This is a genomic window from Corynebacterium meridianum, from assembly GCF_016342265.1.
In the GTDB taxonomy this organism is placed as follows: domain Bacteria; phylum Actinomycetota; class Actinomycetes; order Mycobacteriales; family Mycobacteriaceae; genus Corynebacterium; species Corynebacterium meridianum.
The window spans coordinates 239,358-264,860 of record NZ_JAEIOS010000012.1; the positions used below are offsets into that span (position 1 = coordinate 239,358).

Consider the following 25,503-nt stretch of genomic DNA (forward strand, 5'->3'; position numbering starts at 1 on the left):
TCACCTCGGGGAGTGGCAGATGAAATTTCCGGTCTCCGGCAGGAAGGGGAACAGCGCGTTCCCGGTACCCGGACCGCTGCTCGCGGTTGTCGCGGACCACGGGCTGGGCTCAACTCTGACCCCGACCCTGACATCGCAACCCGACATCACCACCGACCCCGCAGGCTCGGTCGCCGCGCGGGCCAATGCCGAACAGACCGCGATCGACAACGAGGCTGGGGTCACCGGGTGGGCGGTCCAGGATCGTGAGATTCGTGGGCTCGTGGCGTTTTCGGTGGCGTGGATGTTTCCTCACCCGATACGGAACGGCAGTGGTCGGCCACCATCGATGGCCGTGTGCGCCCATTCGGTTGCGCTGCTTCGGGGATCCGGGTCCAGCGCGGTCGTGGTGTGTCCGAGTCGGGGTGGTGCGGTGGTGTGGCCTATGTCGGGAGAGAAACGGAAAGTTGGTTGCCCCGAGAAACAGGTGAGGCTAACCTTTTCCCATGAAGCAGACGTGCGACCCGGATCCCGAGGCCACCGCAGGCTCACCCGGAACGGTGAGTGACCCATCGCCCGGCGCCTCCGTCGGCGCACTGATCGGGAAGCAGAAACCCCGGTTGATCGCCAGCGGGGTGCTCTCCGTGCTCGGGGCGTTCGCCGGACTCGTCCCCTACGTCGTCATCTACCTCCTCGCCCGGGATCTTCTCGTCGGCGAGCAGCAGACCGGTCGCATTCCCTTCCTCGTGGCCGTCGCCGCGGCCGGGGTGGCGGGCAAGGCCCTGCTGCGCATGGCGGCGAACAACGTCGCACACATCGCCGCATACCGGGCGCTCGCCGACATCCGTCTCGCGCTGGCGGAGCGTCTCGCCCGGATGCCACTGGCCCGGGCCCAGGCACGCAGCAGCGGCGAGGTGAAGAAGGTGTTCCAGGACGACGTCGAGCAGCTGGAACTCGGGCTCTCGCACGCGATTCCCGACATCGCGGCATCGGTGACCGTCCCGGTCACCACGCTGATCATCATGTTCGTCATCGACTGGCGCATGGCCCTCGCCGCCCTCGTAGTGGTCCTCGGCATCGTCGGATGCGTCGCCGTCGCGGTCACCGCGTCGAAGGACCTGATGGAGCGGGAATCCGATGTGAAGAAGCAGCTCAACGTCGAGGCGGTCTCCTTCGTCCGGGGTATCCGGGTGATCCGCGGCTTCGTCGGTTCGACGTTCCTCTTCGATGGTATCCGGGACGCGATCGTCGCCAGTGAGGACATCGAGCTGGACAAGACCGAGCGCGGCCGGGTGGGCGCAGCGGGTGCGGCAACACTCGTCGCGATCAGCATCATCGTCATCCTGCCGCTGGGCCTGTGGCTGTACCGCTCGGGCTCGCTGGAACCCCAGGACTTCGTGTTCTTCATCCTCGTCGGCGTCGGTTTCGCCCAGCCGTTGATGTCACTGACACTGTCGGCGGCTGTCCTCCAGTACCAGATCGAGGCGGGGCTGAAGAACATCTCCGGGTTCCTGGCGGAGCCGGACCTACCGGTGCCATCGATCCCCGCCACCCGGGACGGCTCGCGCATCGAGCTCCGTGGTGCGCGCGTCACCTACGGGGACACGGACGTCGTCAAGGACATCGATCTCGTCATTGAACCCGGTGAACGGGTGGCGGTGATCGGTGGATCGGGCGCCGGGAAATCAACCCTGCTCCGTGTCATCGCCCGGTTCATCGACGTCAGCGCCGGGAAGGTCACGTTCGGTGGAACCGACGTCCGCGAGCTGGACCCGGCGGAACTCTCCAGGGCGATCGCCTTCGTCCAGCAGGACGACTACATCTTCAACGACACCGTCCTGGAGAACATCCGCCTCGCCCGGCCGGACGCCACCGACGAAGAGGTGAAGTCGGCGGGCCGGCGGGCACGGGTCACCGAGTTCATCGACGAACTGGACCGGGGATGGGACACCGTGCTCGGCTCCGCCGGTGCGGGGCTCTCCGGGGGACAGCGGCAGCGGATCTCCATCGCCCGCGCACTGCTGGCCGACTCCCCGGTGGTGATGCTCGACGAGGTGACCGCATCACTCGACGCCACCAACGAGCGGTCGGTGGTTGCGGCGCTGGCGGAACTGCAGCAGGGTCGCACCGTCATCACCGTCGCCCACCGACTCGGGTCCCTGACCGGCTACGACCGCATCCTCGTCATGGACGACGGCCGGATCGTCGCCGAGGGTGACCATGAGGAGCTTTCCGAGATCTCCGACACGTACCGCCGTCTCTGGCGGGATTTCGTCGCCGTGGACAAGTGGGGGATGGAAGCCGGCGACGGGTGCCCGCCCGCAGCCCCGTCGCCCGCACTGGTGACGTCCGCCGCGGAACCCGCGTCCGACGGCGGATTCGCCGAACACACTCCACCGGTCCGGAACCTGACCGGTCTCAGACCCGTCGGCCAGTGGTTCGCGATGCTGGGAACCCACCGGGGGCAACTGTGGCGGGTGGGACTCTGGCGCCTGCTGCTCGAGGGATTCTTCACCTCGGCACCGATGGTCGTGGTCTTCTTCAGCCTCCTGGCGGTGCTCGACGACACACTGACCACCCGGGACGTCCACCTGTTGTCCGGCGCGCTCCTGCTCATCTTCCTCGCCCGGCTGACCGTCGGAATCGGCGTGGCCAGACACTGGTGGCCGGTCGCGTTCCGGGCGATCTCGGATCTCCGCCGCTCGGTGCTCCGCCGGCTGACCCGGGCGCCGCTCGGGGTGTTCGACCGGATGGACGCGGGCCGCACCACGACACTCCTCGTCTCCGAGCTCGCCCTCGTCGACTTCATCAACCTCCCCGCGAAGCTCATCATCGCGGTGGTCCAGCCCGTCCTCATCACCGTCGTGCTGTTCTCCCTGGACTGGCGGCTCGCCGCCGCGGCGCTCATCGGTGTGCCGTTCTTCCTGCTCACCCTGAAGATGACCGACCGGGCGCACGAGGCCACCTTCACCGATGTCACCGCCGCCAGGCGGGAGGCCAATTCCGCGCTCCTCGAGTTCTGCCGCGGCACCGCGGTCCTCCGCGCCTTCCCCGACGCCCCGCAGGCGCGGGTCTACCGCGCCCGGGTGGAGGCCCTGCGCCGTGCCAGTGTCCGCATGGCGGTGCGCACGAGCCCCATGACCACGCTCGGCACCATCGTCCTGGAGGCCGGATTCGTCGCGATGCTGTGGCTCGGATCCAGCCTGTTCACCGGCGGATCGGTCAGCGCGACCACTCTGCTGCTGTTCCTCATCCTGGCGCTCAACATGTACCGGCCCTTCCAGGAACTGCTCGAACTCTCCGCGTACCGGCACCAGCAGGAACGCATCGCCCGGAGCCTCGCCGAGGTCTGGGACACCGGGGAGCTGCCGGAACCGGAGAACCCCCGGACACCCACCGACTCCACCGTCGAGATCGACGGCGTCACCTTCGGGTACAACGACTGGGACATCCTCCACGACGTGTCGTTCACCGCCGGGTCCGGGACGGTCACCGCCGTCATCGGGCCATCCGGCGCGGGCAAATCCACCGTGGTCAACCTCGTCGCGCGGTTCTTCGACCCCGGCAGCGGGGCGATCCGGATCGGCGGCGTCGATCTGCGGGACATGGACGCCGCGACGCGCCGGGAGACCGTCTCCACCGTCTACCAGGACGTCTACCTCTTCCCGGTCTCCATCCGGGACAACCTCACCATCGGTTCCCCCGGTATCACCGACGAGAAGGTGTGGGCGGCACTCGCGCAGGCGGAGGCGAGCGACTTCGTCGCCGCTCTGCCGGACGGACTGGACACGGTCCTGACCGACGGCGGCACGAATCTCTCCGGCGGACAGCGTCAACGGCTGTCCATCGCGCGGGCCCTGCTCAAGGACGCCCCGGTGCTGCTACTCGACGAGGCGGTCGCCGCCGTCGACCCGGGTACCGAACGGCGCATCCAGGCCGCGGTGAACAGGCTGATCCACGGCAGGACCGTGCTCGTCATAGCCCACCGGTTGAACACGGTCCGCAACGTGGACCAGATCGTCGTCCTCGCCGACGGCCGGGTCGACGGCGCCGGGACACACGACGAGATCATCGGGACGAGTCCCGTCTACCGGGAACTGCTCGGTCTCCCGCACCAACCGACCACCACACGAGGAGTCACAGAATGACCGTGACCGGCAGTGAAACCGCTCCGCCCGAGGACACGCGTCCCCCGGTGCGCGGCCGGAAGTTCCACATGGCGCTGATAGCCTCGCTCTACAGCACCCAGAACCTCAGCCTCGCCATGTTCGCCTACGCGTTCCTGACCATCGCCCAGGCCGGCGGGGTACCTCTCACCAGGATCGGTGGGGCCAGCGGACTGGCGACCCTCCTCGTCCTGAAGTTCCTGTGGGCACCGGTCGTGGACAGGTTCGGGTCCGACAGATTCGGGCACTACCGGAGCTGGCTCATGGCCATGCAGATCACCCTGGTCGCCGGTTGCACGCTGCTGAGCTTCATCGACCCCGTCGGACAGTTCTCCGTTGCACTCGTCGTGTTCGGGTTCCTGTTCATCGTGGCGGGCACCCAGGACATCGCGGCCGATGCGACGGCGACCCGGCTCCTGTCCGCCGGTGATCGCGGACTGGGCAACGGCTTCCAGTCGGCGGGAAGCGCGTTCTCCCAGGTCGTCGGTGGTGGGCTCGTCCTCGTCATCTACGACACCGCCGGATGGCAGGCCGCCGCACTCAGCCTCGCCTTCTGGAGCGCGGTCCCGCTTCCGTTCGTCCTCCTGTGGCGGGAACGGCAGAGCACCGCCCGGCTCCCCGAGCCCGGTGTGGACGGGAACGTGATCCGCTCCTTCTTCGCGGACCGCGCCCGGCGGCGGTGGGCACTGGTCCACATGCCGCTCTACTTCGCCGGGGTCGCCGTGGCGTACAACCAGGTGCGCCCCATCCTCGTCGCCGCCGACTGGTCGGCCACCCGCATCGGGATACTCTTCGTGATCTGCGGAAGCCTGTTCGGAATCGTCGCCGGGATAGGCGCCGGAATCCTGACCCGGAAATGGTCCCGTCACCACGCGGTACAGACCCTGGGCCTGATCCAGGCGACGACGACCGTCGGGGTGGTCCTGCTCGCGCTGGGCATGACCGGAACGTGGGCCGCGACCCTCATCATCGGGATCCTCTACGGAGGCGTGGCCGCCACGATGACCGTGGTGTACACGGTGGCGATGGACCTCACCCGCTACGAATCGGCCGGAACCGACTTCACCGTGTTCAGCACCCTCGCGGCGCTCGTGATGGTCATCTCGGCCGGAGGCGGCATGGCGCTGTCCGGTCTGATCGGCTTCCTGCCCGTCTCCGTGGTCGCCGTGGTCCTGGCATTCATCGGAGTGGGTGTGGTCATCCGTGGGTGCGGGCCGGTGCTGGAGGCGGCTGCCGTCAGACGACCCGGAGCGAACTGAACGCCCCGTCGGTGAGGATGGGGACGACAGCGGAGGCATCGAGATCCGCCGCGACGGTGACATCCTCCTCGAAGCCCATCGCGGTGAGCTCGCGCCCGCCGACGCAGTCGGTCAGAAGCGACGAGAGATACTCCTGTGCCCCGGCGAACAGTCCGGCCGCAGCGAGTGCCTCCGGGCTGCACACCCCGATGTGACGTGGTGTGACGAGTGCGCCGAGGATCGCCCCGGCACCGAGATGGTCCTCCAGCGCCGGACGCAGGGACCCGTCCCCACGCCACCGCTCCCCGGCGGCGATGACCGCCACACTCCGTCCCACATCCACCTGCTGCGCCGCCCACCGGCCGACGGCCGTGGCGTTTCGCAGACAGCCGGCGACGACCTCCGCGCCGTGCTCGGCGAGAATCGCCGAGATCGTCGAGCCGTTGGGGGAGGGGAGCACGATCCGCGGGGACCGGGTGGCGGTGAGCAGCCCGGCCGGGGACAGTGAGATCCCGTGGGCTCCCGGTGCGGTACCTGCCTCGAGTCGACCGACCGCGAGTGTCGCGTCATGTTCCGCGGCCCGGGCATCCTTCCACCGGCAGGGGTACACGGTCATTCCCCGCTCCGCGGCGACCGTCACGGACGTCGAGAAGCTCAGTACGTCGACGATGATGTTCACATCCGCGGTACATCGCCGCGCGCCCTCCGGACCCCAGTCCATGCGGATCGCGTAGTCGGTCTGCCCGAAGTAGTCACACATGGGATCAAGCGTAACGGCACCGGTCGACCGACTGCCGCGGTGCCCGTCCGCCGGAGGAGACGGCCCCGATGCGATCAGATGCTCGGCGCGTACGGAAAACGATCTGCCTGGAACAACAGGTACTCGATGACATCCGTGGGCAGGTCTTCCCGTCCCCAGTGCTCCCGGACAGCCCGCACAGTGTCCAGATACCGGGAATACCGGGCGACGCTCCAGCCGTCCGTGGTATTCCAGTCGAGAGCCTTCGCGACCCTGCTGTCGAGAATGAGCGGGTGATGCTCGTCGGACGGGTCAGGGCGGCCAGCGGCGAAATAGAGGAGCTTGGTGAAGAATGCCGGGCCGAGTTTGTGGATCTTCGCTGCGCCTCCGGTATTGAATGCCCGGTAACCGGCCTCGGCCGATTCCCTTCCGGCCTGCAGCCCCGCGAGGAGCCGCCCGGGGGTTCGAGGATCCTTCAGCGGTTGAACTCCCCGGTATATCTGCAGGTTGTACTGCGCCGCCCCCCAGGCGTAGACGGCGACATAGAAGTTCAGTACGTCCGTCTCGGTGCCGTCGCAGATGTTCTCCCCGAGTTCGAAGAGTCTTTTCCTGGTCACCGAAAGGTACTGGTGGTCAGGCTGATCCGTCAGGAACGGTGGTGGCGGGAACGGGACCGGGTCTGGATCCTTGTACCACTGGCCGATCCACTCGGAGGGCCGGAAGCGTTCCCGCTGTCTCGACACCAGCTCCACAAACCTCGAATAATCGGAGCGTTCGTCGTCCGTCCACATCAGTTCCTCGTGGATCTGCTGCTCCGTCGACTCAAGTTTTGTGACCAGAGCGTCGAGGTCGGCAGAGGTCAGCTTCATATCTCTCTTTCTCTGATTGTCTCGTCCCTGAGTCTGTCCGGCCGACGGGGTGTCGCAGGCTGGGAGCAGATCGGGTGGCGTCAGGCGAGCGCCCGGGTGGGCTTCGACGGTCGCGTGAACAGGCCGAGGTTCGACTCGGGGTTCGTCTTGATGCACCACACGATGATCGCGATACCGAGAAGCGTGGAGAGCACGGAGCCCTCGAGCCCGAAGGCGCCGCCGTTGAGCAGTTCACTACCGCTCGGCGTCGAGGACAGGAGGGAACCCGGCAGTACGTTGCCCGAGACGTGCGAGCCGTAGATCATCGCGAGCACGAAGTTCCAGCCACTGTGCCAACCGGCGACGAACCAGGCATTCCCCGTACGCCAATACATCACACCGAACACGACCCCGTAGAGCACCAGGTTCACCATGCCGAAGACCGTCAGGTTCGGGTTGTTGATGTGGATATAGGCGAACAGAAGCGACGACAGGCCGATGGCTCCGGCGACCGTGAGCTTCGCGGCGTAGGCAGGGATCAGATAGAAACGAAACAGCAACTCCTCCACAAAACCCTGGAACGCGAAGAACACCGCAGCCAGCGGAAGAATCCAGAGAGTACCGGCGTCGAAGACACTGCTGATCTGCACCGCCCCCACAACCATGTTGATCAGCAGAATCACCGTCACCCCGGCGAACCCTAAACCGACACCGACGAGCCACGCCCGGAGCCGACTCTCCCGGACCATCCCCAGATCGGCGAGCTTCAGCCGGAACACCTTCACTATCAGCACAACGAACAGCGTCGCGGCGAGCACCCTTCCGAGCGTCGACCCGAAGGTGATGGGGGAGCTCAACGCAGGTAGCGGCAGCAACCCAACCAACTCGGAGAAGAACTGGCTCATGAAATCGTTGACCGTCAGCAGGAAGAATGCGACGACAGTAGGGACGAGGACACAGATCAGGATGTTCCGCCTGACCCAGGGCAGGACCCTATCCTCGAAGTTGCTGACCGGGATCACCGCGTCAGTGGAAGAAGCTGCGGCGTGCCTGCCGGAGCGTGGAGCCCGGGAATCTTTGACTGGTGACATAGCGTGGATTTTCCGTTTCTTGTGCGGGCAGTCATGGTGGAGCAGGACGTAGCCTCGGGATGATGTGGACACTGCTTGACAGTCGTTGCCGTACGAAAGTATATGCGGTCATCATGCGGTGCGTTTGTCCCCAAACTGACATATTCTCGTTCGACGGTACACGCGCACCCGCATGCGGGTGGGGGCGGCATCTCGGGAGATAATCAATAGTGATGATGATCATGCCCCAGGTTGCCCTCACCGCAACAGCCTCATGTCCCTGCAGAACCACCGAATGAAAACCGGCGCCGTCTGCCCGGGACAAACTGGCCCAACGGTTGGGAAGGTAAGAACGAGGATCGGCACCACGACGCAACCGAACAAGATTCTTACGTCGCGCCGACCCGTCTCACCGCCTCCGGGAAACCGCTCGCGTCCACGGGCTCAGCGCAGTGAATCCGTGATCCTCACCGTCTCCACCGAGACGCGGGTGACCTTGGCGATCAGGTCGACGGTGTAGCGCGGATCGTCGACCTCATCGCACCAGTCGTTCGGATCGTTGGCGATGCCGGAGGCCTTGTCCTTCTTCACCTGGTAGCGGATCGATGATCCACCCGAGAGCGGAGCGTGAGCCAAGGAGATAGCGCTCTGCCTCCTCCGGGATACCCGTTGACCGTGACCTTCGGGCTGTAGATGATCGTGGTCGTGTCTTTAACGTTCTTTCCCGTCTCCGGGTCCTTCTTCTTCGCCCACTTCATTTTGGTCACCCGCCACGTCTCCCGGTCATCGGGATCGGCGGGCTTCTTCACCTGCACATCGACCGGGTAGGGATCAACATCCTCGTAGTTGACGTGCAGATCCATCAACGTCCGTCCGGCCTCGGTGAGCTGATCAAAGCGTTCGCGTGATGACGGCGTTTCCACGTGCGGCAGCATCTTCTTAAGATCTGCGGCGTAGGCCTCCCGGTAGTTTGGATCGTGTAACTGACCGTAGACGAAGTAGAAGATGTCATCCTTGGAGATGTCGCTACCGAGCACATCCCGGTAGATGGCGAGAATCTCATCGGTGATGTTGTCCACCCGCCGGTAACCGTCGAGGACCCTCGCCCTCGGTACATGGTTCGGTCTTTGACATAGTGGTGGAACCGAAGTCGAGGGTTCCCGTCGGTGCTTTGACGGGTTCCCAGGCACTGCATGCAACGGACGCTGCTGTGGCTGCCTGAATCGAAGATCTTTCCGCCTTCCTTCCGTGATTGTTCGCCGATGGTCCGCTGATTCCTGCGGAGCTTGAATACCTACATCTCCTGAACTCATCGGTGAGACACTCCCGGATCCTGTCCGCAGTGTGGCCATCAATCCAGATGCCGCTGGACACGAACGCCACGATTCCGTGGTCACCGATGCGGTCGGTGGCCCGACGTAGGGCACAGAGGTAGCGGAATCGTAACGACTGCCTTGTTAGTTGCTGTTGAACGCGTTGTGTAGGTTTCCTCGGTACGTTGGGCACTTCACGTTTGCATTGAGATCGTTGGCGCTGTTCTGACACGCAGAATAGGGCGGTTACCCACGATCACGTGAATGGGGTGGACTTCTCGCGCTCGATCCAGTCACTGTTTTCCACGAACACACCCAGATCCATGGCGTCGGCGTCTTCGGTGACCTGGAGGGTATCGGCCAGTGCGATGCTCTCAAACGGTTGGTATTCGCCGGGGTTGCCATCCTCGTTCGCATCGAGTGCGACGTAGGTGATCTCGATGTTGATGGCCCCGACGTAGATGGGACCATAATTTCGGTTGCGTACTTGTGGGCGAGGTCCTCTTTTCGAGAATCAGTCAGGACGGGAGAAATCTTGAGGGGAACGTACCCATAACCGTGAACGGTTCGCACGTGATGCCATGATGGATACAAACTCCTGCCTAGGTGGATGCTAATGCCGCGTTTTGCTAGAGACTTCGAGTAATTTCGGCCACCCAGTGGTGGTGACTGGAGCTACCGAGGAGGGCGTGATGAGCAGTCTCGGCTGGTCTTATTGGTGGGGTAAACCAGTCGGGTTTTCGCGCACAGCTATGGTTAGGCCTGCTCAGCATTTGCCTCCGCGCCATCGTCGGGCTGATCCTTCTCTTGTGTTTGGTGCCGGAGCTCCCAGTAGACCAGGTCGGAGATCTCTTTGATGATCCCACCCCGGCGCTGTGCACTCTCAAAGAACTTCTCCAAGATGGTGTTTTGCGTGTCCTGGTGGTCGAGCACCGCGTTGGTGACTGCTGTCTCCATCGTCTGAGATTCGCGGAACTGCTCCTTGGTGTTCGCGTTGACCTGATCCTTGATCGCATCGTTTTGTACGAGGATCGTGACCACCCCCTGTACCCATGACTGGACTGAACCGGGATCGAAGTCCTCATCTTCAAACAAGGCGTTGATGTTGTTGAGGATTTCTTCCCACGCCACCAGGTTCGGGTCACGGGAGTGCCCCCCACCAACACCCATCGGCTTGAGTTTGTCGCCTTTACCCACGAGCGGGATAGCGCCCTCGCTTCTGCGGGTCTGCTTGATATGGGTGAGCTCAACATTGTTGAAGTCCAGCTCCTCTGGGGTCTTGCGCCCGGTGAGTCGTGGCCGCAACAGGCGCAGGAACAGTGCGAGTTTTTCCAGGTCGGTGTCCTCGTAGTCCACGATTTGGGAGAGGAAGTCGTAGAGCCGCACGAACGAGCCGACGTCCTTGCGGAACAGGTCGAGTTCATCGATCTCGGCAGTGTTTTTGTCAAGCACGGCAGCCACGTAGCGGTCATTGAACCGGTCAGCTGCCTGCTTGAGTGGCGCGGTGTGTTTCCCGTGGGCCTTACCGATAATGAATGCCGTAGCGAACGCGTCGACATCGTTGCGGGTGTAGATCCCTTGAATCTCCAATTTCCGTGCTAGATCGTGCACCAGGTCGGGATCTGTGGTCTCGACGATCTCGGCGGTCTGGTAGTACGGCAGGAAGGCTTCCAAGATGGTGTCGGCGTCGTTGACGAAATCTAGGATGAAGGTGGTGTCCTTGCCTTTGGTTGGCAGGGTGCGGTTCAATCTCGACAGGGTTTGGACTGCCTCGATTCCGTCCAGGCGCTTGTCGACATACATTGCGCACAGCAGCGGCTGGTCGAACCCGGTCTGGTACTTGTTGGCGACGATCAACACCTGATACGCATCGCCGACGAATGCTTGTGGGATGCCCCTGCCGCGTAGATCAGGGTTCATGTTCGTTTCGGTGTACGGCTCCTGCACTTCCGGCACCCTGTCATCGATCTGTTCGGAGGTCAGGCTTCCGGAGAATGCCACGAGGGAACCGAGTTGGTAGTCGTGCTTCTCGATGTAGGCATCGATTGCCATCTTGTATTTCAGTGCCGCTGCACGGCTGGAGGTGACTACCATTGCTTTTGCGTGACCATCGAGAAGTTGGGAGACATTCTCGCGGAAGTGCTCAACGATGATCTGCACCTTCTGGGCGATATTCGTCGGGTGCAGACTCACCCACCGCATCAGTCCCTTTTTCGCGGTGCTCTCATCCACCAACTCATCATCATTATCGATCACATCCCCGGTCTTCTGAGCCAGTTGGAAAGCGGTCTTGTATGTGGTGTAGTTCCGCAGTACATCGAGTATGAAGCCCTCTTCGATGGCCTGCTGCATCGTGTACACGTGAAATGGGGCGGGCTTACCGTCCGCGCCGGGGCGACCGAACATCTCCAGCGTCTTGCCCTTTGGGGTTGCGGTAAACGCATAGAACGAGATGTTCTCAGCGGTTGCCCGTGCTGCCATTTCAGCGGCGAGCACATCCTCCACGCTGACCTCCCCGCCATCTTCAAGTGCTTTGACCTCGGCCTGTGAGAGCACCTGGCGAAGCTTCTGCGCGCTCGTACCGGTCTGGGACGAGTGAGCCTCGTCCGCGATCACCGCGAACTTCCTGTCAGCAAGCCCGCCCTGCTCAGCGAGTGCCTCGAGCACGAACGGGAAGGTCTGCAACGTGACGATGATGATGAGCTTGCCGCTGGCCAGTTCTTTCGCCAGCAGATCCGATTTCGATGTGGCCGAGGCCTTACGCACCTCATCGGCGTTGATCGTGCCGACCACGCCCTTGGTGCCTTCGATCGCCTTAATGGCTTTCTGGAGCTGATCATCGAGCACAGTGCGGTCGGTCACCACAATGACCGAATCAAAGACTTTGACGTTGGTGTCGTCGTGCAGGTTAGCGAGCCCATGCGCCAACCATGCTATCGAGTTCGTCTTTCCAGAACCAGCAGAGTGCTGAATCAGGTACTTATTGCCTGGCCCTTCGGCCTGGGTCGTGTCCAGCAAGCTGGTGACGGCTTCCCACTGGTGGAAGCGCGGGAAGATCATCTGCTGGCTGCGGGTACGGGTTCCGGTGATGGGATCGACCTTTTCGTCGATCTGTAGGTTCACGAAGCGTTCGAGGATCTGCAGCCAGTTATCGCGCTGCAGCACCCGCTCCCACAGATATGACGTCGCGGCACCATGTGGGTTGACCGGGTTACCCGCGCCACCGTCGTTCCCCAGGTTGAAAGGCAAAAACACCGTGTTCGCACCGTCAAGTTTCGTGGTCATCCGGATCTCGTTCGTCGAGACTGCGAAATGTACCAGCGCGCGAGACCCGAACTTCAGCAACGGCTCACCCTTCGGCAACCTGTCCCTGCGGTACTGGCGCACCGCGTCATCAATCGACTGGGTGTTGTCGGTCTTCAACTCAGCTGTCGCTACGGGCAGTCCGTTGACGAAAAACACCAAGTCAATGGAGTCCTGAGGGTGCCTCTTAGAGTGATGGACCTGCCGTACCACCCGGAGCCGGTTCAGTTCGTAGTGTCGCTGTGAGACCGGGTTCATCGACGTGGCAGGCTTGAACGCACACATGAAGAACTTCGCCGGAGTGCGCTTAAACCCTCCACGCAGCACAGCCAGCAAACCTCCACCGTGTTCAAGAGGTTGATCAAGCTCCTTCTCCAAGCGATCCAGCAACAGCCGCTTGGACAGCTCGTTCTCCACCGGCGACGCATCCTGGGGAACCACACGTGACCATTGCTCAGGCTGCGTAGTCTGTAACCATGCGAACACATCCTCGGGGATCAGCGCGCGCTCTTGGTCGTAGCCCGCGAACCCCTCCTCATAGAGCCAGTCATGCGAGCCGAGGTACTCGCAGATCTCGGTCTCGAAAATCTTCTCGTGTTGAATACCCATCGCCCTTCTCCCTATACCTCGATCTGCCCAGTCACAGCAGCCGTAATCAACGCTGAACGACGTTCTTGCAACAAACCAACAGCTCGTTCAATAGTTGCCTTGGCATCAGCGAGTGCCGCCGCACTTGCGTCAAGTTCAGCAACAATCCTTTGCTGTTCTTTCCCCTCAGGTAGCGATAGTGGAATCTGCCCAAAGGTCTGCCAGTTTCGGAAATCAACGGCACGTTGACGGACGCTCGATGCTTGGGTAGCTAAGAAGCCGCTATGCCCCAAGTATCGAAGCGAGTAGGCGATGAAACGAAGATCGTCTTCCGAGTCACGGGGTCGGCAGACGTGGTAGACAGGCGTCGACTGCCCATCGCTGTCTGAGATTCCAACCGCTCCCGCGAAACCATCAAGGCCATGAAACACTAAGTCGCCCGCTGCAACCCCTTGGTATCCAGCCTCCGTCTCGGAGAAAGTGAACCCTTCTTCACGACGGTTTGAACGCAGCGTCACCTCACCATCACGAAAAGCAGTGACGACGCCAGAGCCCTTGAGCACTGGTCGGTACTGCTTCACAAGCAAACGCTTCAACGGACGTGTCTTTACAGGTGTGAACTCCACAAATGCCGCGTGCCAACGAGCCTCATTGCGAAGATCAAGCAAGGCGAAGAGCTGACGTTGCTTGGCGATCAGGTGGTCGATCTTTGCGGTTTCCGCATCGAGGAACCGAACAATTCGCTGCTGTAGAGTTCGGGGCGGAACTAAAATAACTGCTTGCTTTATGAGGGGTTGGTTAATGGAGAATACCTTGACCCCCATTGCAGATCGCTGGATCTGGTCGCGCCATGCATCTGAAAGGTAGAGGTATGAAAAGTACTTGTGACGAAAGCGGTCATGGGGGCGAGCCACCAATGTGTGGTAGCCGGGGTACACCTCCTCGTCACGGTCAAATCTCAAAAAAGCGCCAACCCCGATACGATCCTCAGAGGTGTCGGCAAATACCAAGTCCCCTTGTTTCAACGGTCGAACACCACCTAAGTCAAAGCCTGCAGGGGCATAGCGAATTAGCTCAGGGGTAGTGGTCACTCCAAGGTTGTTCTTGGCGTGAATCTGCCCATAGTTGATAATCCTAATTCCACTGTCAACCAGCTCCCCCTTGGTGATAGATATCCCCTTGTTGAAACTATGCACAGCGCCAAACGGAACTGTTTCCCAGCGAGTGGGGAACTTCGACGGAGAAATCGTCATTCGATCACCTCGTTGAGTAGGGCGAGAATTTCTTGGGTGACTTGCTGGAGTTCGGCGTCGATGTCTTCGAGGGGTCGGGGTGGCTGGTAGCGGTAGAAGTAGCGGGTGAAGGGGATCTCGTATCCGATCTTGGTCTTCTTCTTATCGACCCAGGCGTCGGGTACATAGGGTTTCACCTCGGTATCGAAGTATGATTGGATGGTCTCCTCGCGGCCTGCGTCTGCGTGATTGTTGCCGTTGTAGGTGAAGGGGACGCGTTCGGTATCCCGCAGGCTGGTGTCTGCTTTTTGCTTACCGCGGGTGTTCGTTATGATCTCGCCGTCGTCATCACGCTGCGGACGTTCGACGGTGATCTGCCAGTAGGCGAACTCCTCGATTGGGACAATCTTGCAGTGTTCAGTCTCGACGTAGTCGGCGTATAGCTGCACGATCGTGGCGCGGTTGGCCTCGGTAAGCTCACGTCCCTTGTCGCCGAGTTTTTTGCGCATCTTGGCGTAGAACTCGGTGCCGTCGATTAGTTGCACCTTGCCTTGGCGATCTTCGGGCTTGTTATTGTCGACCACCCAGATGTAGGTGGCGATGCCTGTGTTGTAGAACATGTCTGTCGGCAGTGCCACGATCGCGTCGACGAGATCATGTTCGAGGAGCCACTTGCGGATGTTCGATGGGCCGGATTCTGCTGCACCGTTGAAGAGGGGCGAGCCGTTCATAACTATGCCGCCACGGCCGCCGCCCTTGATCTTGGGACGGAGCTTGCTCACGACGTGCTGGAGGAACAGCATCTGCCCGTCGCTCACAGCAGGCACATTTTGTTTGGGCTTGTCACCACCAGCGTAGAAACGTGAGGCGCTACCAAGCTCTTTCAGTTCGTCCATGACGGCTGGTTGACTGCCCTTCCAGTCGTCACCGTACGGTGGGTTCGACATGCAGTAGTCAAAAGTTTGTCCGGCAAATTTGTCGTCTGCGAGTGTGTCTCCCAACTGGATATTGCTCGGGTCGTACCCCTTAATGAGTAGATCAGATTTACAAACAGCGTAGGACTGGTCGTTGATTTCCTGACCATATAGACGCAGCTGGGCTTGAGGGTTCAGCCCCGGTTTGTCTGGAGTGCCGATGAGGTGCTCTTCTGTGATGGAGAGCATGCCGCCTGTGCCTACTGTGGGATCATAAATAGACCTGATCGTGCCTGGAACGCTGAGTGCATGATTATCTCCAGCAAGCACGAGGTCAACGAGGAGTCGGATGGCGTCGCGTGGGGTGAAGTGCTCACCGGGTGCTTCGTTGGATGACTCGTTGAATGTCCGGATAAGGTACTCGTAGAGATCGCCCATCTCGGCATTGGTGACCGTCTTGGGGTGTAGGTCGATATTGGCGAAGCGTTCTACCACGATGTAAAGGATGTTTTTCTCCGTCATCGTGCTGATTTCGTCGGCAAGCTTGAACCGTTCGAAAACGTCCATGTTATCGGAGAACCCGTTGACATACTGCTTCAGGTTCGCTTCCAGCCCTTTCGGGTCTCCGAGCAGGCTTCTCAACGTCCATGGGCTTGTGTTGTAGAACGACAGCCCGGTGGCCCGCTGAATCTGCGCAGCAAGCAGGTCAGGGTGGTTGCTGAAGCGCTTCACCAGGGGCTTGATAGTGGCTTGGTGGTCAGCTAGGACGCAGTCGAGCCGCCGCAGGATCGTCATGGGCAGGATGACGTTGCCGTACTGGCTGGCCTTGTACGGGCCGCGCAATACATCGGCAGTACCCCAGATGAATGATCCGAGTTGGCTCATGCGTCTTCTTCTTTCGTTTTCACTAGCAGGTATTCTTTCAACAATGTCGGTTATCTGACAACTAAGTGCTCCGCAAATTCGAGCGAGGACTTGTGCACTCACGGTTTGGTCTCGGCCCATTTTAGCTGTCGAGAGGCCGGTGACCTTACAGAGGGTTTATTTTGTCATGTTTTCGTCGAGGAATATTTTCCATATCGGATCATAGCCGACCATGGGTGTTGTCATTGGGAGCCTTCCTACTTTGCCACCCCGATGACGCCTTTCAGCGAGCCGTAGCGGCCTTCCTCGGTGTCCTTGTTGTATTCGATGAGGGGCCAAAGGAGACTGTGATCGACGCCGGAAACCTTGTAGGTGTTCTCCACGGGACTGCTGGACGGGTAGGCGGCAGGTTGTAGTCACGCCACGAGTACTACGGACGTGTTCATAACCGTCTCAAACCCGATGGGTGACAAACGGCCTAGACGGCTCTGATGGAGTTGTCACCACTCGACCCGAGCCGGCCCATGCACCTAACCACGCGATAACAGGTGAGAACACGCCGGAGCTTCCGGTTTTGGAACTGGCTGCCTCTATCGCTGTGAACTACACAGACGGCGACGCTGCTTCGGATCAAGACGGCGTTATCGAGGACCCGGACAGTAGGTGGAGACTTTACCCTCGAGTGGATTGAGTATCCCACGATCCGACCCGAATAGATATCCCTTGATCACACAAAGTTGAGCTGGCCCTCGGTGGTCTTGTGTTCGGTGATGCCTGTCCGCCACAGCCTGTTCGGCGTGTCCACAGCGAACACACACATGGTCCGGACCATGTTCGCCTACGACGGCGCAGAAGTCGTCGTGCACTGGTGGGGACCGGCCCTGCAGGCCGTGTGCTCCGTCTATGCGTCGCGAACACGCTGAACCAGCCGCTGCTGGATGCGATCGGCCACGCGGCCTGGTCGGACATCGCCTCACCGTTATCGCGGGTCTCGTCGGCGAGTGGCTGATGCCCGAACTCGGGGTCGTCCCGGTGGGTGTCGAACACCGCGTTCGTGCACTACGCCTCCACCATCTCGTTTGGGGTATGGGGCTTGGCCAGCCACCGGTAGTAGGGCTGGCGGGAGAGTTTGAGCAACCGAGACCTCCACCGTCAGAGGGATCCCTGCAGCGGCAAGCTCGCTCACCTGCCGGGAATCTTGTCCCGGCAGGTTCGCCTGGGACAGATACCCCGCCGCCCGATGCTAAACCTCGTTGTTCTGCTCGAGTATCCGGATCTGCTTGCGGGCTTTGCGCTGCTTGGCCGCGTCGATCCGAGTCTGTCTGGGCTTGGTGCCCTCGTCGATGTCGACACGACGCATCTACTTCTGCAGTGGCATCAGGTGAACACCGAAATCTCCCACGATCTGCCCGATCATCACTCCCGGCTTGTGGTTCCTCGCCACGTGCACAACGTTGTCACAGAAACTCACTCGGATAACGCTACAGCAACATCCTCCAGGGCCCAGTCCGCGGGCAAACCAGACCAGATGCCGACTACCCGTGCAGCAGACCCCCGGCCTGCGCCGCGTGGGCCGGTGTCGTCGTCATCCTCCTTTCCGCGACCGTCTTCGGTGGTCCGGCTCTCCTCGTGGCACCGGTGATCCTCATCGTGCTGGCGGTACGGGCTGCGCGGAGGGGTGCCGGTGCCCTGGAGTGGACGGCGGTCGCCTCGACCGGGGTGTTCCTCGCGTCACTCGGCTATCTGGCGGCTGCCTTCTCCGTGGGGATCGACGCCGCGGATGCGGGTCTGCCCGTGCCGTGGTGGACCGATCATGTCGTCGCCGGTCTCATCATGGTGGCTGTGTCCCTGGTTGCCGCGGTCGCGTTCTTCTCCGCGGTATGGGCGCGGGCGGCGGACTGACCGCGGGTATTCGGGGAAGCCGAAACTGTCCGGAAATCCCCAGGTTAAATCCAGGTAACGCTGTTGCCTGCGGCTGTTTCGCGCGTCATCTGGCACAAGTCTGGCTGGAGGGCACCGGATAGTGGGTGCCCCTGTGTCGGTGGTCCGGAAAACGGGAGAATCTGTGGCAGTATGGACCTGTTGCCGAATCTTCTCCGGCCCCGTTTTCCCGGGTGTCCGAGAGCCCACTTCCGTTCATGTGAAAGCAGTCAGCGTCTTCATGCCCAACCTGGTCAAACTCCGCCGTGTTCTTCCTGTCACCGTCATCGGGATGGGGTTGCTTCTCGGGGCGCCGCAGGCGTCCGCCGCGGAGACGGACCCGGTGACGGAGTTCAACGGGCAGGTCACTTCGGTGGTTGGGCAGATCCAGTCCGACATCGACCGGGCCTTCGACGGTGCGCTCCGGGCCGGCACCGGGATCGGCGCCGCGGAGACCGCACAGCGTCTCAATGAGGCGGCCATCGGCAGTGGGCTCGGCCAGATCATCCCCGACAACGTCATCGAGGCCGCCGCCGCAGCCGCACCGGTGACCGCCACAGGTACACCGGCCTCACCGGCGACTGCAGCGTACGCGGATCCGATCCAGCCGGCCGGTACCGTCGCCACCACGGGTGAGGTCGTCGACACGTTCGACGCGTCCCGACGTGGGCCGAACTACCACTGGCGTTCCGATGTCCTCTCGCAGCTCATGGCCGGTCGGCCGGGGCCGGTGCTCAACCGCGTGACGGGGAGCTGGTTCGACGGCCCGGACATCCCGGACGAATCATTCGCCGCGCAGCGTGAGGGCAAGTCACTTTTCGGCCCGGGAACCCCGGTGTTCATCGGTCCGAAGACCCTGTGCACCCTCGGCGTCGCGGGCTATGACGCGGAGGGGCGGGCCGTGGGGATCACGGCCGGTCACTGCGGCAAGCCGGGCGAGATGGTCATCTCCGCCGATTCGTGGCCTGTCGGCCCGGCGGGCAAGGTCGTCGCCTCGAGCAGGAACTACGACTACTCGGTCATCGAATTCAACGACCGGGCGGCACTCACCCGCAGCTACAACGGGGTTACCGTCAACTCCGTGGGTGGTTCGCCGGTCAACGGCGAGACACTGTGCAAACAGGGCGTCGCAACCGGCCACACCTGTGGTACCTCCTGGATCAGTGAGAAGCGCGTGAACTTCTCGCAGGTCTGCGCCATGCGCGGTGATTCCGGTGCCCCGCTGATGGCGGGCGACCGCCTCGTCGGTGTCGTCTCCGGTGGGGTGATCCCGGATCACAACCTGTCCTGCCGGACCCCGCTCCAGGGCCCGTTCTTCATGCCGACCGCGAGCCCCACGATCGACGCGATCACCGACAATCTCGATGCCAGGGGAGCGGAGGGTGCGGGTTTCGTGCTTCCTCCGGAAGGCGGGCCGTTCGCGGTCGCCCGAAGCCACTGAGGTTGTTCCGACCATACGACTGATGCCGGTCCCCGAGAGGGGCCGGTTTTTTTATGCCCGGACCCCGCACCCGGACGTCTAGTGAAAAACAACCCCATCAAGGGGTAATAACACCCTGTGTAGAAATGGTGTGGGTCTCAGTTTAGGCGCCGGATAATGGTAATGAATGTCCAGTTCATTAGATGTTTATGCTGCTCATGGCCCTGTCGCTGTCTCCAATTTAGCTGAAATATGCCCGGATAAGGTGCCGGAAACCTGATAGCTTCGAGCCGCCGCCGTATCCGCCTCACTCCTTTCCGCAGTCATCCGCAGCGGGGAGGGGGACGCGGTGGTCGCGGTCACCACCACCGAGGAACAGGACAACTCCATGCGCACATCCCGACTGCTCCGCAGAATCCGGTCGAGCCGCTCCACCCGGGTCGCCTATATCGCCGCGGTCGCATCCGTGGCACTGGTCATGCCTCTTACCACCGCCCCGATCACCGCCCCCCAGGTGGCGACCGCGGCGGAAGCCCCAGATGAGACGGACGCACACGACCGGGACTTCTCCACGATCGCGATCACCTACCCGGTGATCACCGGAACCCCGGGCGTGGTCGCGGAGTCCTTCCCCGACGTCTACGACGCCACGACCGGGCTTCCCGTCGGCACCTGGGGTTTGATGACGTTCCGCCTCGTCGACGACGTCCCGGGCCTTTCCGTGAACATCGACACCGGCAACGTCGTGTACGAGGCGCCGGAGGGTGCCGCACCCGGGCCGAACGACCCGGTGGACGTCGAGGTCACGTTCCTCGACGGCTCGACCCGCATCGTCCAGGTGCAGACAGCGGTGGGGCGGATGTCGGACCGTGGCGGATACACACTTGTACCGGTCACGGTGGACAACGTGCTCACGGAGAGCGTTCCCGTGGAGCTGGAGTACGGGAGCAGCAACGACTACGAGGCGGCGCAGCTCATCGACTCCATCCTCCCGCAGGCGGGTGTCGATACCCCGGCGTGGGCCCGCATCCGGGATGATCGGGTGGAACTCGTGGTCACACCCGATGTCTACGACCGCACGCTCACGCTGCCGGTGACCATCACCTACCGGGACGGCAGCGCCACCGACGACGTCGCTGTCTGGCACGTCGGTACCGCGTCGGACATCACCCCGGTCATCCCGGATTCCCCGGTTGCGGCGGGCTCCCGCTCGGTGATTCCCGTCCGCTACGAGAAGAACGGATGGGCGATACCGGACAGCCTGCCCGTACCGGTCGAGATCACCGACGGCCCGGACTGGGTCACGGTGACGGACGGCTCGATCCTCGCCCTGCCCGGTGCCGGTGTCGCCCCCGGTGGGTACCGCGTACAGGTGTCGGTCGGGTTGCCTTCCGGCGACGTCCCGGTCGAGTTCACCATCCGGGTCACCCCATCCGACGGTGGCGGCATCGGGGACTACCACCTGGCCCCTGCCGGTGGGCGCGAGGTGATCCCGGGACGGGAAGCCTCCGTGCCGCTTCCGCAACTCATGCGCGGGGAGGAACCAGTCGATGCCACGGGCTACACGTTCACCGTCTCCTCGGATGACGTCGATGCGGAGATAACCGAGGAAGAGCCGGGGAACAGGGTCATCCGTTTCACAGCGCCGAAGGCGGGGAGGGAGCAGATTCGCCTCGTTGTGACGGCGACCCCCGTCGTCGGTGACCACGAACCGGTGACTGTCCCTGTCCGGCTGGTCACCCGTCCCTACAACGGCCGGCACGACAACCACTACAACAACATTGTCGATGTGAAGCCGGGAGAGGGAGAAGTCAGTTCCCCCGTGCTCATCACCGACGATGACCGGGAGTACGGCACCGAGCCTGGGGAACTCACCTTCACCCTGGGACAGAACCCGCCCGCGGGGGCGTCGATCGCCGCGGACGGCACCGTGTCGGTCCCCCGGTCAGCGGTAGTGGAGGCGGAGATCCTGAAGGTTCCGGTGACCGTGACCTACTTGGATGGTTCCACGGACCGGAATGTCGCTGTGTTCACCACCCTGGATTCCGGGGCGTTTGTCGATGCGGTTCTCGCGGCGGGCCCGCAGGGTAGCTACAGCATGCGGGACGTCTACCTCACCCCCGGCTCGGACCGGGACCTGACGCTGCGTGATCTGCTGTTCACCGACGCGGACTTCGGGGGAACGGTTGAGCGTTTCCCGGAGTTCACCGGCGTCGGCGGTTCCACCTGCACGATTACCGCGCCCGAGTCCCTGCCTGCGGGTGTGCATCTCGAGGAGGGCTTCGGATACGCCAACTGTGATCGGGCGGTCCGCGTCGACGCCGACGTCCCGACGGGGACGAGCTTCACGGTGGAGGTCGCGGTGGAGATCGTGGACGCCGAGGGCGCTCGGCAGCAGCTCACCACCACCCAGACGGTGCGAATCGTGGACAACCCGGTTGACTATGAGCTGCCCGCCGACAACTACGAGACGGTACCGTCCGGTGCGGCGAGTACGTGGGACCTCGGCGGCGGGATACCGGCCGGCGATGTGACGCTCGTCGATGACGCATCCGGGAGGTTCACCCTCAGGGGGCAGGGGATCGTGTTCACCCCGGAATCCGCTGATGCGGGAAAGACGTTTGCGACCACGGCGCGCATCCGGCGTGCCGACGGCACCGGTGGTGATGTCGCGTGGGTCGTCCGGGTGAGCGACAGCAGCGTCCTCACCCCGACCATCGACTACGGGGATCTGCGCGTCGTGCGGGGTGAAACCCGCACCTTCAGCCCATATGTCATCCCGCATCCCAGGGGGAGTGCTGGCCCGGTGGCTGCGACGTACCGGCTGTCCGACGGGGCCCCCGACTGGTTGAGCGTGGATCCGGGGACCGGTGTGATCACCGCCAAGGTGCCGGACGATGCCCCGGCCCGTGGTGTCCGGGCCCTCGTCGAGGTGAGCTTCGCGGGTGGCGGTACCACGAGTGCGCCGTTGAACGTTGAGGTGGTGAGCCTCGCCGGCTCACGCATCCACTACAACAGTGCGGACCTGCTCGCGGTGGGGCCGATCACGGTGGAACCGGAGACCGCATTCCTCCGCGTTGATCCGGTGTCCTTTGAACTCGTCACCCCGGAACCGGGAATCAGCATCGATGATTCCGGCGTGATCACCATCGACGACGGAATCATGGGCGCGGATGACTCCCGGAACATAGTGGTCACCGCAGTGTTCCGCGACGGTTCCCGGTACACCCAGAACGTCCACGTGACCACGACGTCGATGGCGGTGTCCTATGTGACGGTCTACGACTGGGTCACCGACATCACCGGCTCATCCCCGGTCACCGGCGGCTGGCCGACTCATGTGGTGCGGTCGGGCGCGCCGCACGGTGCGCCCGCGCCCGAGCCGATCTATGAACTCGCGGACCCGGAGGCAACCCCCGACGCCTCGGTCGATCCCCGGACCGGCAGGGTCACCACGACCCTCGCCGCGGACGTCGGAGAGGCCGATGTGCCGGTGCGGGTGACCTACCGCGACGGCTCCAGCCGGATGTCGGTCGTTCACTTCACGCGGGACGCCTACCTGGACAAACTGACGTTCGCCTACCCGGAGCGCCGCGTTCACATCGGGTTGGAGGACGAGCACGTGACCAACGAGAACGCGGTCCTGCCCACCTTCGTCAACGGTGCGGCCGGAACGCAGCGACCCACCGTCTACGGCACCTGGTTCGAGGCCACCCCGGGGCAGGAGAACGCCGACCTCTTCACCGTGGACCGCAACTCCGGTGAGGTGACCCTCCTCGATCCCGTGGCCCACGCGGGGGAGACCCGCACGCTGAACGCCACGGCGCACCTGCCCGGCGGGTCCACCGCGACCGCCGATGCCACCTTCACCGTCGACCGGGCCAGCAGCGATGTTTCCGTCATCTACCGTGACCTTTACGGCGTTGCGGAGGGGAAGACCTCCGTCAGCGCCCCCATCTTCGTTCCGGAGGTCTCCCGTGACCTGGTCGCCACCTTCATCCTGCTGGACGCGCCAGAGGGCATGGAGATTGACCCGACGACCGGCGTGGTCACCTACACACCCGCAGGTGAACCCGGGGACGGAAGGGGCGACATCATCGTCGAGTTCACCGACGGCGACGCCGCCCGTGGGGAACTCGCTTATCACACACAGAGCTACGCCGACGCCATCGTGCCCGATGGACTCACCGCGAACCTCACCGCCGAGGCCGGGCACCGGACCGTCGTCACCGTCGATGCCTTCGCGGGGGAGCACTCCCACTACCGCTGGGGGCCGAAGCGGTGGCTCATCCAGTCCGTCGACCCCACCGGTGACGTCTGGGACGAGTTCTCCCCGCACATCACCCGCCGCGAACACCATCCCGATCTGCTGAGCTTCATCGCCCCCGACCGCCTCGCGGATCAGCAGGTCGACCTCCCGGTCACCCTGACCTACCCCGACGGGACCAGCGTCGTGGCGACACTCCGCACCACCGTGACGGACCCCGGACATGACCATGACCACGGTCACGGTGGTTCCGTGGCAGCGGCAGTGCGCTTCTTCTACGACCCCGTCACCGTGGACAACGATGCCCGGAGCGCCACCTCCGGGCCGCTCCGGTTCGCACCGAAGTACCGTCCGCGGCACGCGGGTGAGCACGACCCGGAGACCGGTGAACTCGTCGATCTGTGGCGCGCCGGGCGGATACTCAACGTCACGGCACTCACTGATCGGGAGGTCACGCTCGAACCTGACACCGGTGTGCTCACCATCGCGGTCACGGACGACGACCGCGACAGCCAGATCACCATTCCCGTTCAGATCACGTTCAACGATGAGCACACGGAAACCGTCACCGTGCCCGTGGTGTTTGCCGTCGGTGCCGCGGCGGTTCCCACGGCGGAGAACACCCGGGTGATCTACCCGGCGGTGAGCGTGGACACGGGGTCCGACGCCTTCGCTGAACCGCTCGTCCGGGTCGACGGCGGGCGGTTCTCCGTGCCCGTCGACGGGCTGCGTTTCGATCTCGCGGACGGGGCGCCCGCCGGTGTCGTCATCGATCACGCCACCGGCGCGGTCGGGATCGCCACGACCCGGAGCCACCTCGCGACAGCCGACGGGATCGTCGAGGTACCCGTCAGCGTGTCCTTCCCCGGTGGCGGCGAAACGGTCTCGACCACGGCGCGGTTCGTCGTCCACGAGAACGGCACCCGGACCGGCGCGGAGACCCACGACCCGCAGGTGGAGACCGGACTCAGGCCGGTACAGCCCGCGGCATTCGCCTCACGCATAGTCTTCGACGGGGCCCGCCCCGACGGGGTGCGGTTCGCACCGGTGGACGGCGGTGCACCGGGCGTGCAGGTGACCGGGGACGGAGAGGTCACCACGACCGGTGACGGCGGCACCCCCGCGACGGTCCTGGTCACCTACGCCGACGGCTCGCAGGATGTCGTCGAGGTTCCCTTCACCGCATGGACCGCGCCGACCCCGGTGTCCTACGGTGACCCGGTGCTGCACCCCGATGGAACGGTCACGGTCTCCCCGGCCCCGGACACGGATCTCACCGGGGTGGAGTTCAGCCTCGACGAAGGATCCGCGGAGGGCGTGAGCATCGCGGCCGACGGTACCGTGAGGGTCACTCCCACGCCGGATACCGCGGGTGGGACCGTGACGGTCACCGTGGTCACGGTTCGTCCCGGGGAAACCCCCGCGCGCACGACCTTCACCGTCGATGTGCCGGAACGTCCCGAAGCCCCGGACGCGGGATCCTCCGTCGGACGGAGTTTCCTGGCGCTGCTCCTCGCCCTGCCCCTGTTCATCGGGGCCATCGGGTTCGCACTTATGCACAGTGGGATGATCCCGGGGCTCCCGGGACTGCCGTCCCTGTGGTTCTCCCACCGCTGAGGACACGGTCGCGGGGGAGGGGAGC

14 protein-coding genes and 2 pseudogenes are annotated in these 25,503 nt (G+C 63.3%); 6 read left to right on the forward strand and 10 right to left on the reverse strand.

From position 1 onward, the window contains the following. The first annotated feature begins 485 nt into the window (after positions 1–485). Entirely contained in the window at positions 486–4,127 is a 3,642-nt protein-coding gene (locus JDV75_RS07625) for an ABC transporter ATP-binding protein (protein ID WP_198738661.1), read from the forward strand. A gap of 2 nt (positions 4,128–4,129) precedes the next feature. Beyond that, positions 4,130–5,404 carry an MFS transporter gene (locus tag JDV75_RS07630; protein WP_198738662.1) on the forward strand — a complete coding sequence of 425 codons (1,275 nt, stop codon included), beginning with the start codon at positions 4,130–4,132 and terminating at the stop codon, positions 5,402–5,404. Here the strand turns inward: JDV75_RS07630 and JDV75_RS07635 are convergent. The 10 genes and pseudogenes from JDV75_RS07635 to JDV75_RS12340 all read right to left on the reverse strand — a co-directional run bounded on the left by JDV75_RS07635 (position 5,382) and on the right by JDV75_RS12340 (position 16,972). Next, positions 5,382–6,143: a 2-phosphosulfolactate phosphatase gene (locus JDV75_RS07635; protein WP_198738663.1), complete on the reverse strand. Its 762-nt coding sequence runs from the start codon at positions 6,141–6,143 to the stop codon at positions 5,382–5,384. The genes JDV75_RS07630 and JDV75_RS07635 overlap by 23 nt on opposite strands. 74 nt (positions 6,144–6,217) lie before the next feature. Further along, a complete protein-coding gene (locus tag JDV75_RS07640; RefSeq protein WP_198738664.1) occupies positions 6,218–6,991 on the reverse strand; it encodes an 8-oxoguanine DNA glycosylase OGG fold protein in 774 nt (257 codons plus the stop codon). Positions 6,992–7,071: 80 nt separating this feature from the next. Continuing rightward, positions 7,072–8,061: a CPBP family intramembrane glutamic endopeptidase gene (locus JDV75_RS07645; RefSeq protein WP_198738665.1), complete on the reverse strand. Its 990-nt coding sequence runs from the start codon at positions 8,059–8,061 to the stop codon at positions 7,072–7,074. 423 nt (positions 8,062–8,484) lie between these two features. Continuing rightward, positions 8,485–9,140: pseudogene (locus JDV75_RS07650) on the reverse strand (type ISP restriction/modification enzyme); the annotation flags it as partial. A gap of 969 nt (positions 9,141–10,109) precedes the next feature. After that, a complete protein-coding gene (locus JDV75_RS07655) occupies positions 10,110–13,265 on the reverse strand; it encodes a type I restriction endonuclease subunit R (protein WP_198738666.1) in 3,156 nt (1,051 codons plus the stop codon). A gap of 11 nt (positions 13,266–13,276) precedes the next feature. After that, the gene (locus tag JDV75_RS07660; RefSeq protein ID WP_198738667.1) at positions 13,277–14,497 is read right to left on the reverse strand and encodes a restriction endonuclease subunit S; all 1,221 of its coding nucleotides are present in this window, start codon (positions 14,495–14,497) and stop codon (positions 13,277–13,279) included. Continuing rightward, positions 14,494–16,275 carry a type I restriction-modification system subunit M gene (locus tag JDV75_RS07665; RefSeq protein ID WP_232958322.1) on the reverse strand — a complete coding sequence of 594 codons (1,782 nt, stop codon included), beginning with the start codon at positions 16,273–16,275 and terminating at the stop codon, positions 14,494–14,496. The genes JDV75_RS07660 and JDV75_RS07665 overlap by 4 nt, the downstream gene beginning before the upstream one ends. Before the next feature lie 39 nt (positions 16,276–16,314). After that, a pseudogene (locus JDV75_RS12335) lies at positions 16,315–16,404 on the reverse strand (helix-turn-helix domain-containing protein); the annotation flags it as partial. A 107-nt stretch (positions 16,405–16,511) separates the two neighbouring features. Continuing rightward, complete coding sequence (locus JDV75_RS12105; protein ID WP_255520517.1) at positions 16,512–16,637, reverse strand: hypothetical protein; 126 nt, start codon at positions 16,635–16,637, stop codon at positions 16,512–16,514. 95 nt (positions 16,638–16,732) lie between these two features. Beyond that, the gene (locus JDV75_RS12340; protein WP_418884389.1) at positions 16,733–16,972 is read right to left on the reverse strand and encodes a DDE-type integrase/transposase/recombinase; all 240 of its coding nucleotides are present in this window, start codon (positions 16,970–16,972) and stop codon (positions 16,733–16,735) included. A gap of 79 nt (positions 16,973–17,051) precedes the next feature. Here JDV75_RS12340 and JDV75_RS12110 point away from each other — a divergent pair, with 79 nt between their 5' ends. From JDV75_RS12110 to JDV75_RS07685, 4 genes are all read left to right on the forward strand, one after another. Then, positions 17,052–17,177 (forward strand): hypothetical protein, encoded by a 126-nt coding sequence (locus JDV75_RS12110; protein WP_255520518.1) that lies wholly within the window; start codon positions 17,052–17,054, stop codon positions 17,175–17,177. Positions 17,178–17,883: 706 nt separating this feature from the next. Beyond that, positions 17,884–18,156, forward strand: coding sequence for a hypothetical protein (locus tag JDV75_RS07675; RefSeq protein ID WP_198738670.1), 273 nt, complete (start codon positions 17,884–17,886; stop codon positions 18,154–18,156). Between the two features lie 259 nt (positions 18,157–18,415). Continuing rightward, a complete protein-coding gene (locus JDV75_RS07680) occupies positions 18,416–19,615 on the forward strand; it encodes a S1 family peptidase (protein ID WP_198738671.1) in 1,200 nt (399 codons plus the stop codon). A gap of 328 nt (positions 19,616–19,943) precedes the next feature. Then, complete coding sequence (locus JDV75_RS07685) at positions 19,944–25,478, forward strand: Rib/alpha-like domain-containing protein (protein ID WP_198738672.1); 5,535 nt, start codon at positions 19,944–19,946, stop codon at positions 25,476–25,478. Positions 25,479–25,503 lie beyond the last annotated feature (25 nt).

Coding starts and splice junctions, on each gene's coding strand:
- JDV75_RS07660 (WP_198738667.1), bottom strand. CDS start 14,497: ATGACGATTTCTCCGTCGAAGTTCCCCACTCGCTGGGAAACAGTTCCG.
- JDV75_RS07665 (WP_232958322.1), bottom strand. CDS start 16,275: ATGAGCCAACTCGGATCATTCATCTGGGGTACTGCCGATGTATTGCGC.
- JDV75_RS07680 (WP_198738671.1), top strand. CDS start 18,416: ATGCCCAACCTGGTCAAACTCCGCCGTGTTCTTCCTGTCACCGTCATC.
- JDV75_RS07645 (WP_198738665.1), bottom strand. CDS start 8,061: ATGTCACCAGTCAAAGATTCCCGGGCTCCACGCTCCGGCAGGCACGCC.
- JDV75_RS07640 (WP_198738664.1), bottom strand. CDS start 6,991: ATGAAGCTGACCTCTGCCGACCTCGACGCTCTGGTCACAAAACTTGAG.
- JDV75_RS07635 (WP_198738663.1), bottom strand. CDS start 6,143: ATGTGTGACTACTTCGGGCAGACCGACTACGCGATCCGCATGGACTGG.
- JDV75_RS07655 (WP_198738666.1), bottom strand. CDS start 13,265: ATGGGTATTCAACACGAGAAGATTTTCGAGACCGAGATCTGCGAGTAC.
- JDV75_RS07625 (WP_198738661.1), top strand. CDS start 486: ATGAAGCAGACGTGCGACCCGGATCCCGAGGCCACCGCAGGCTCACCC.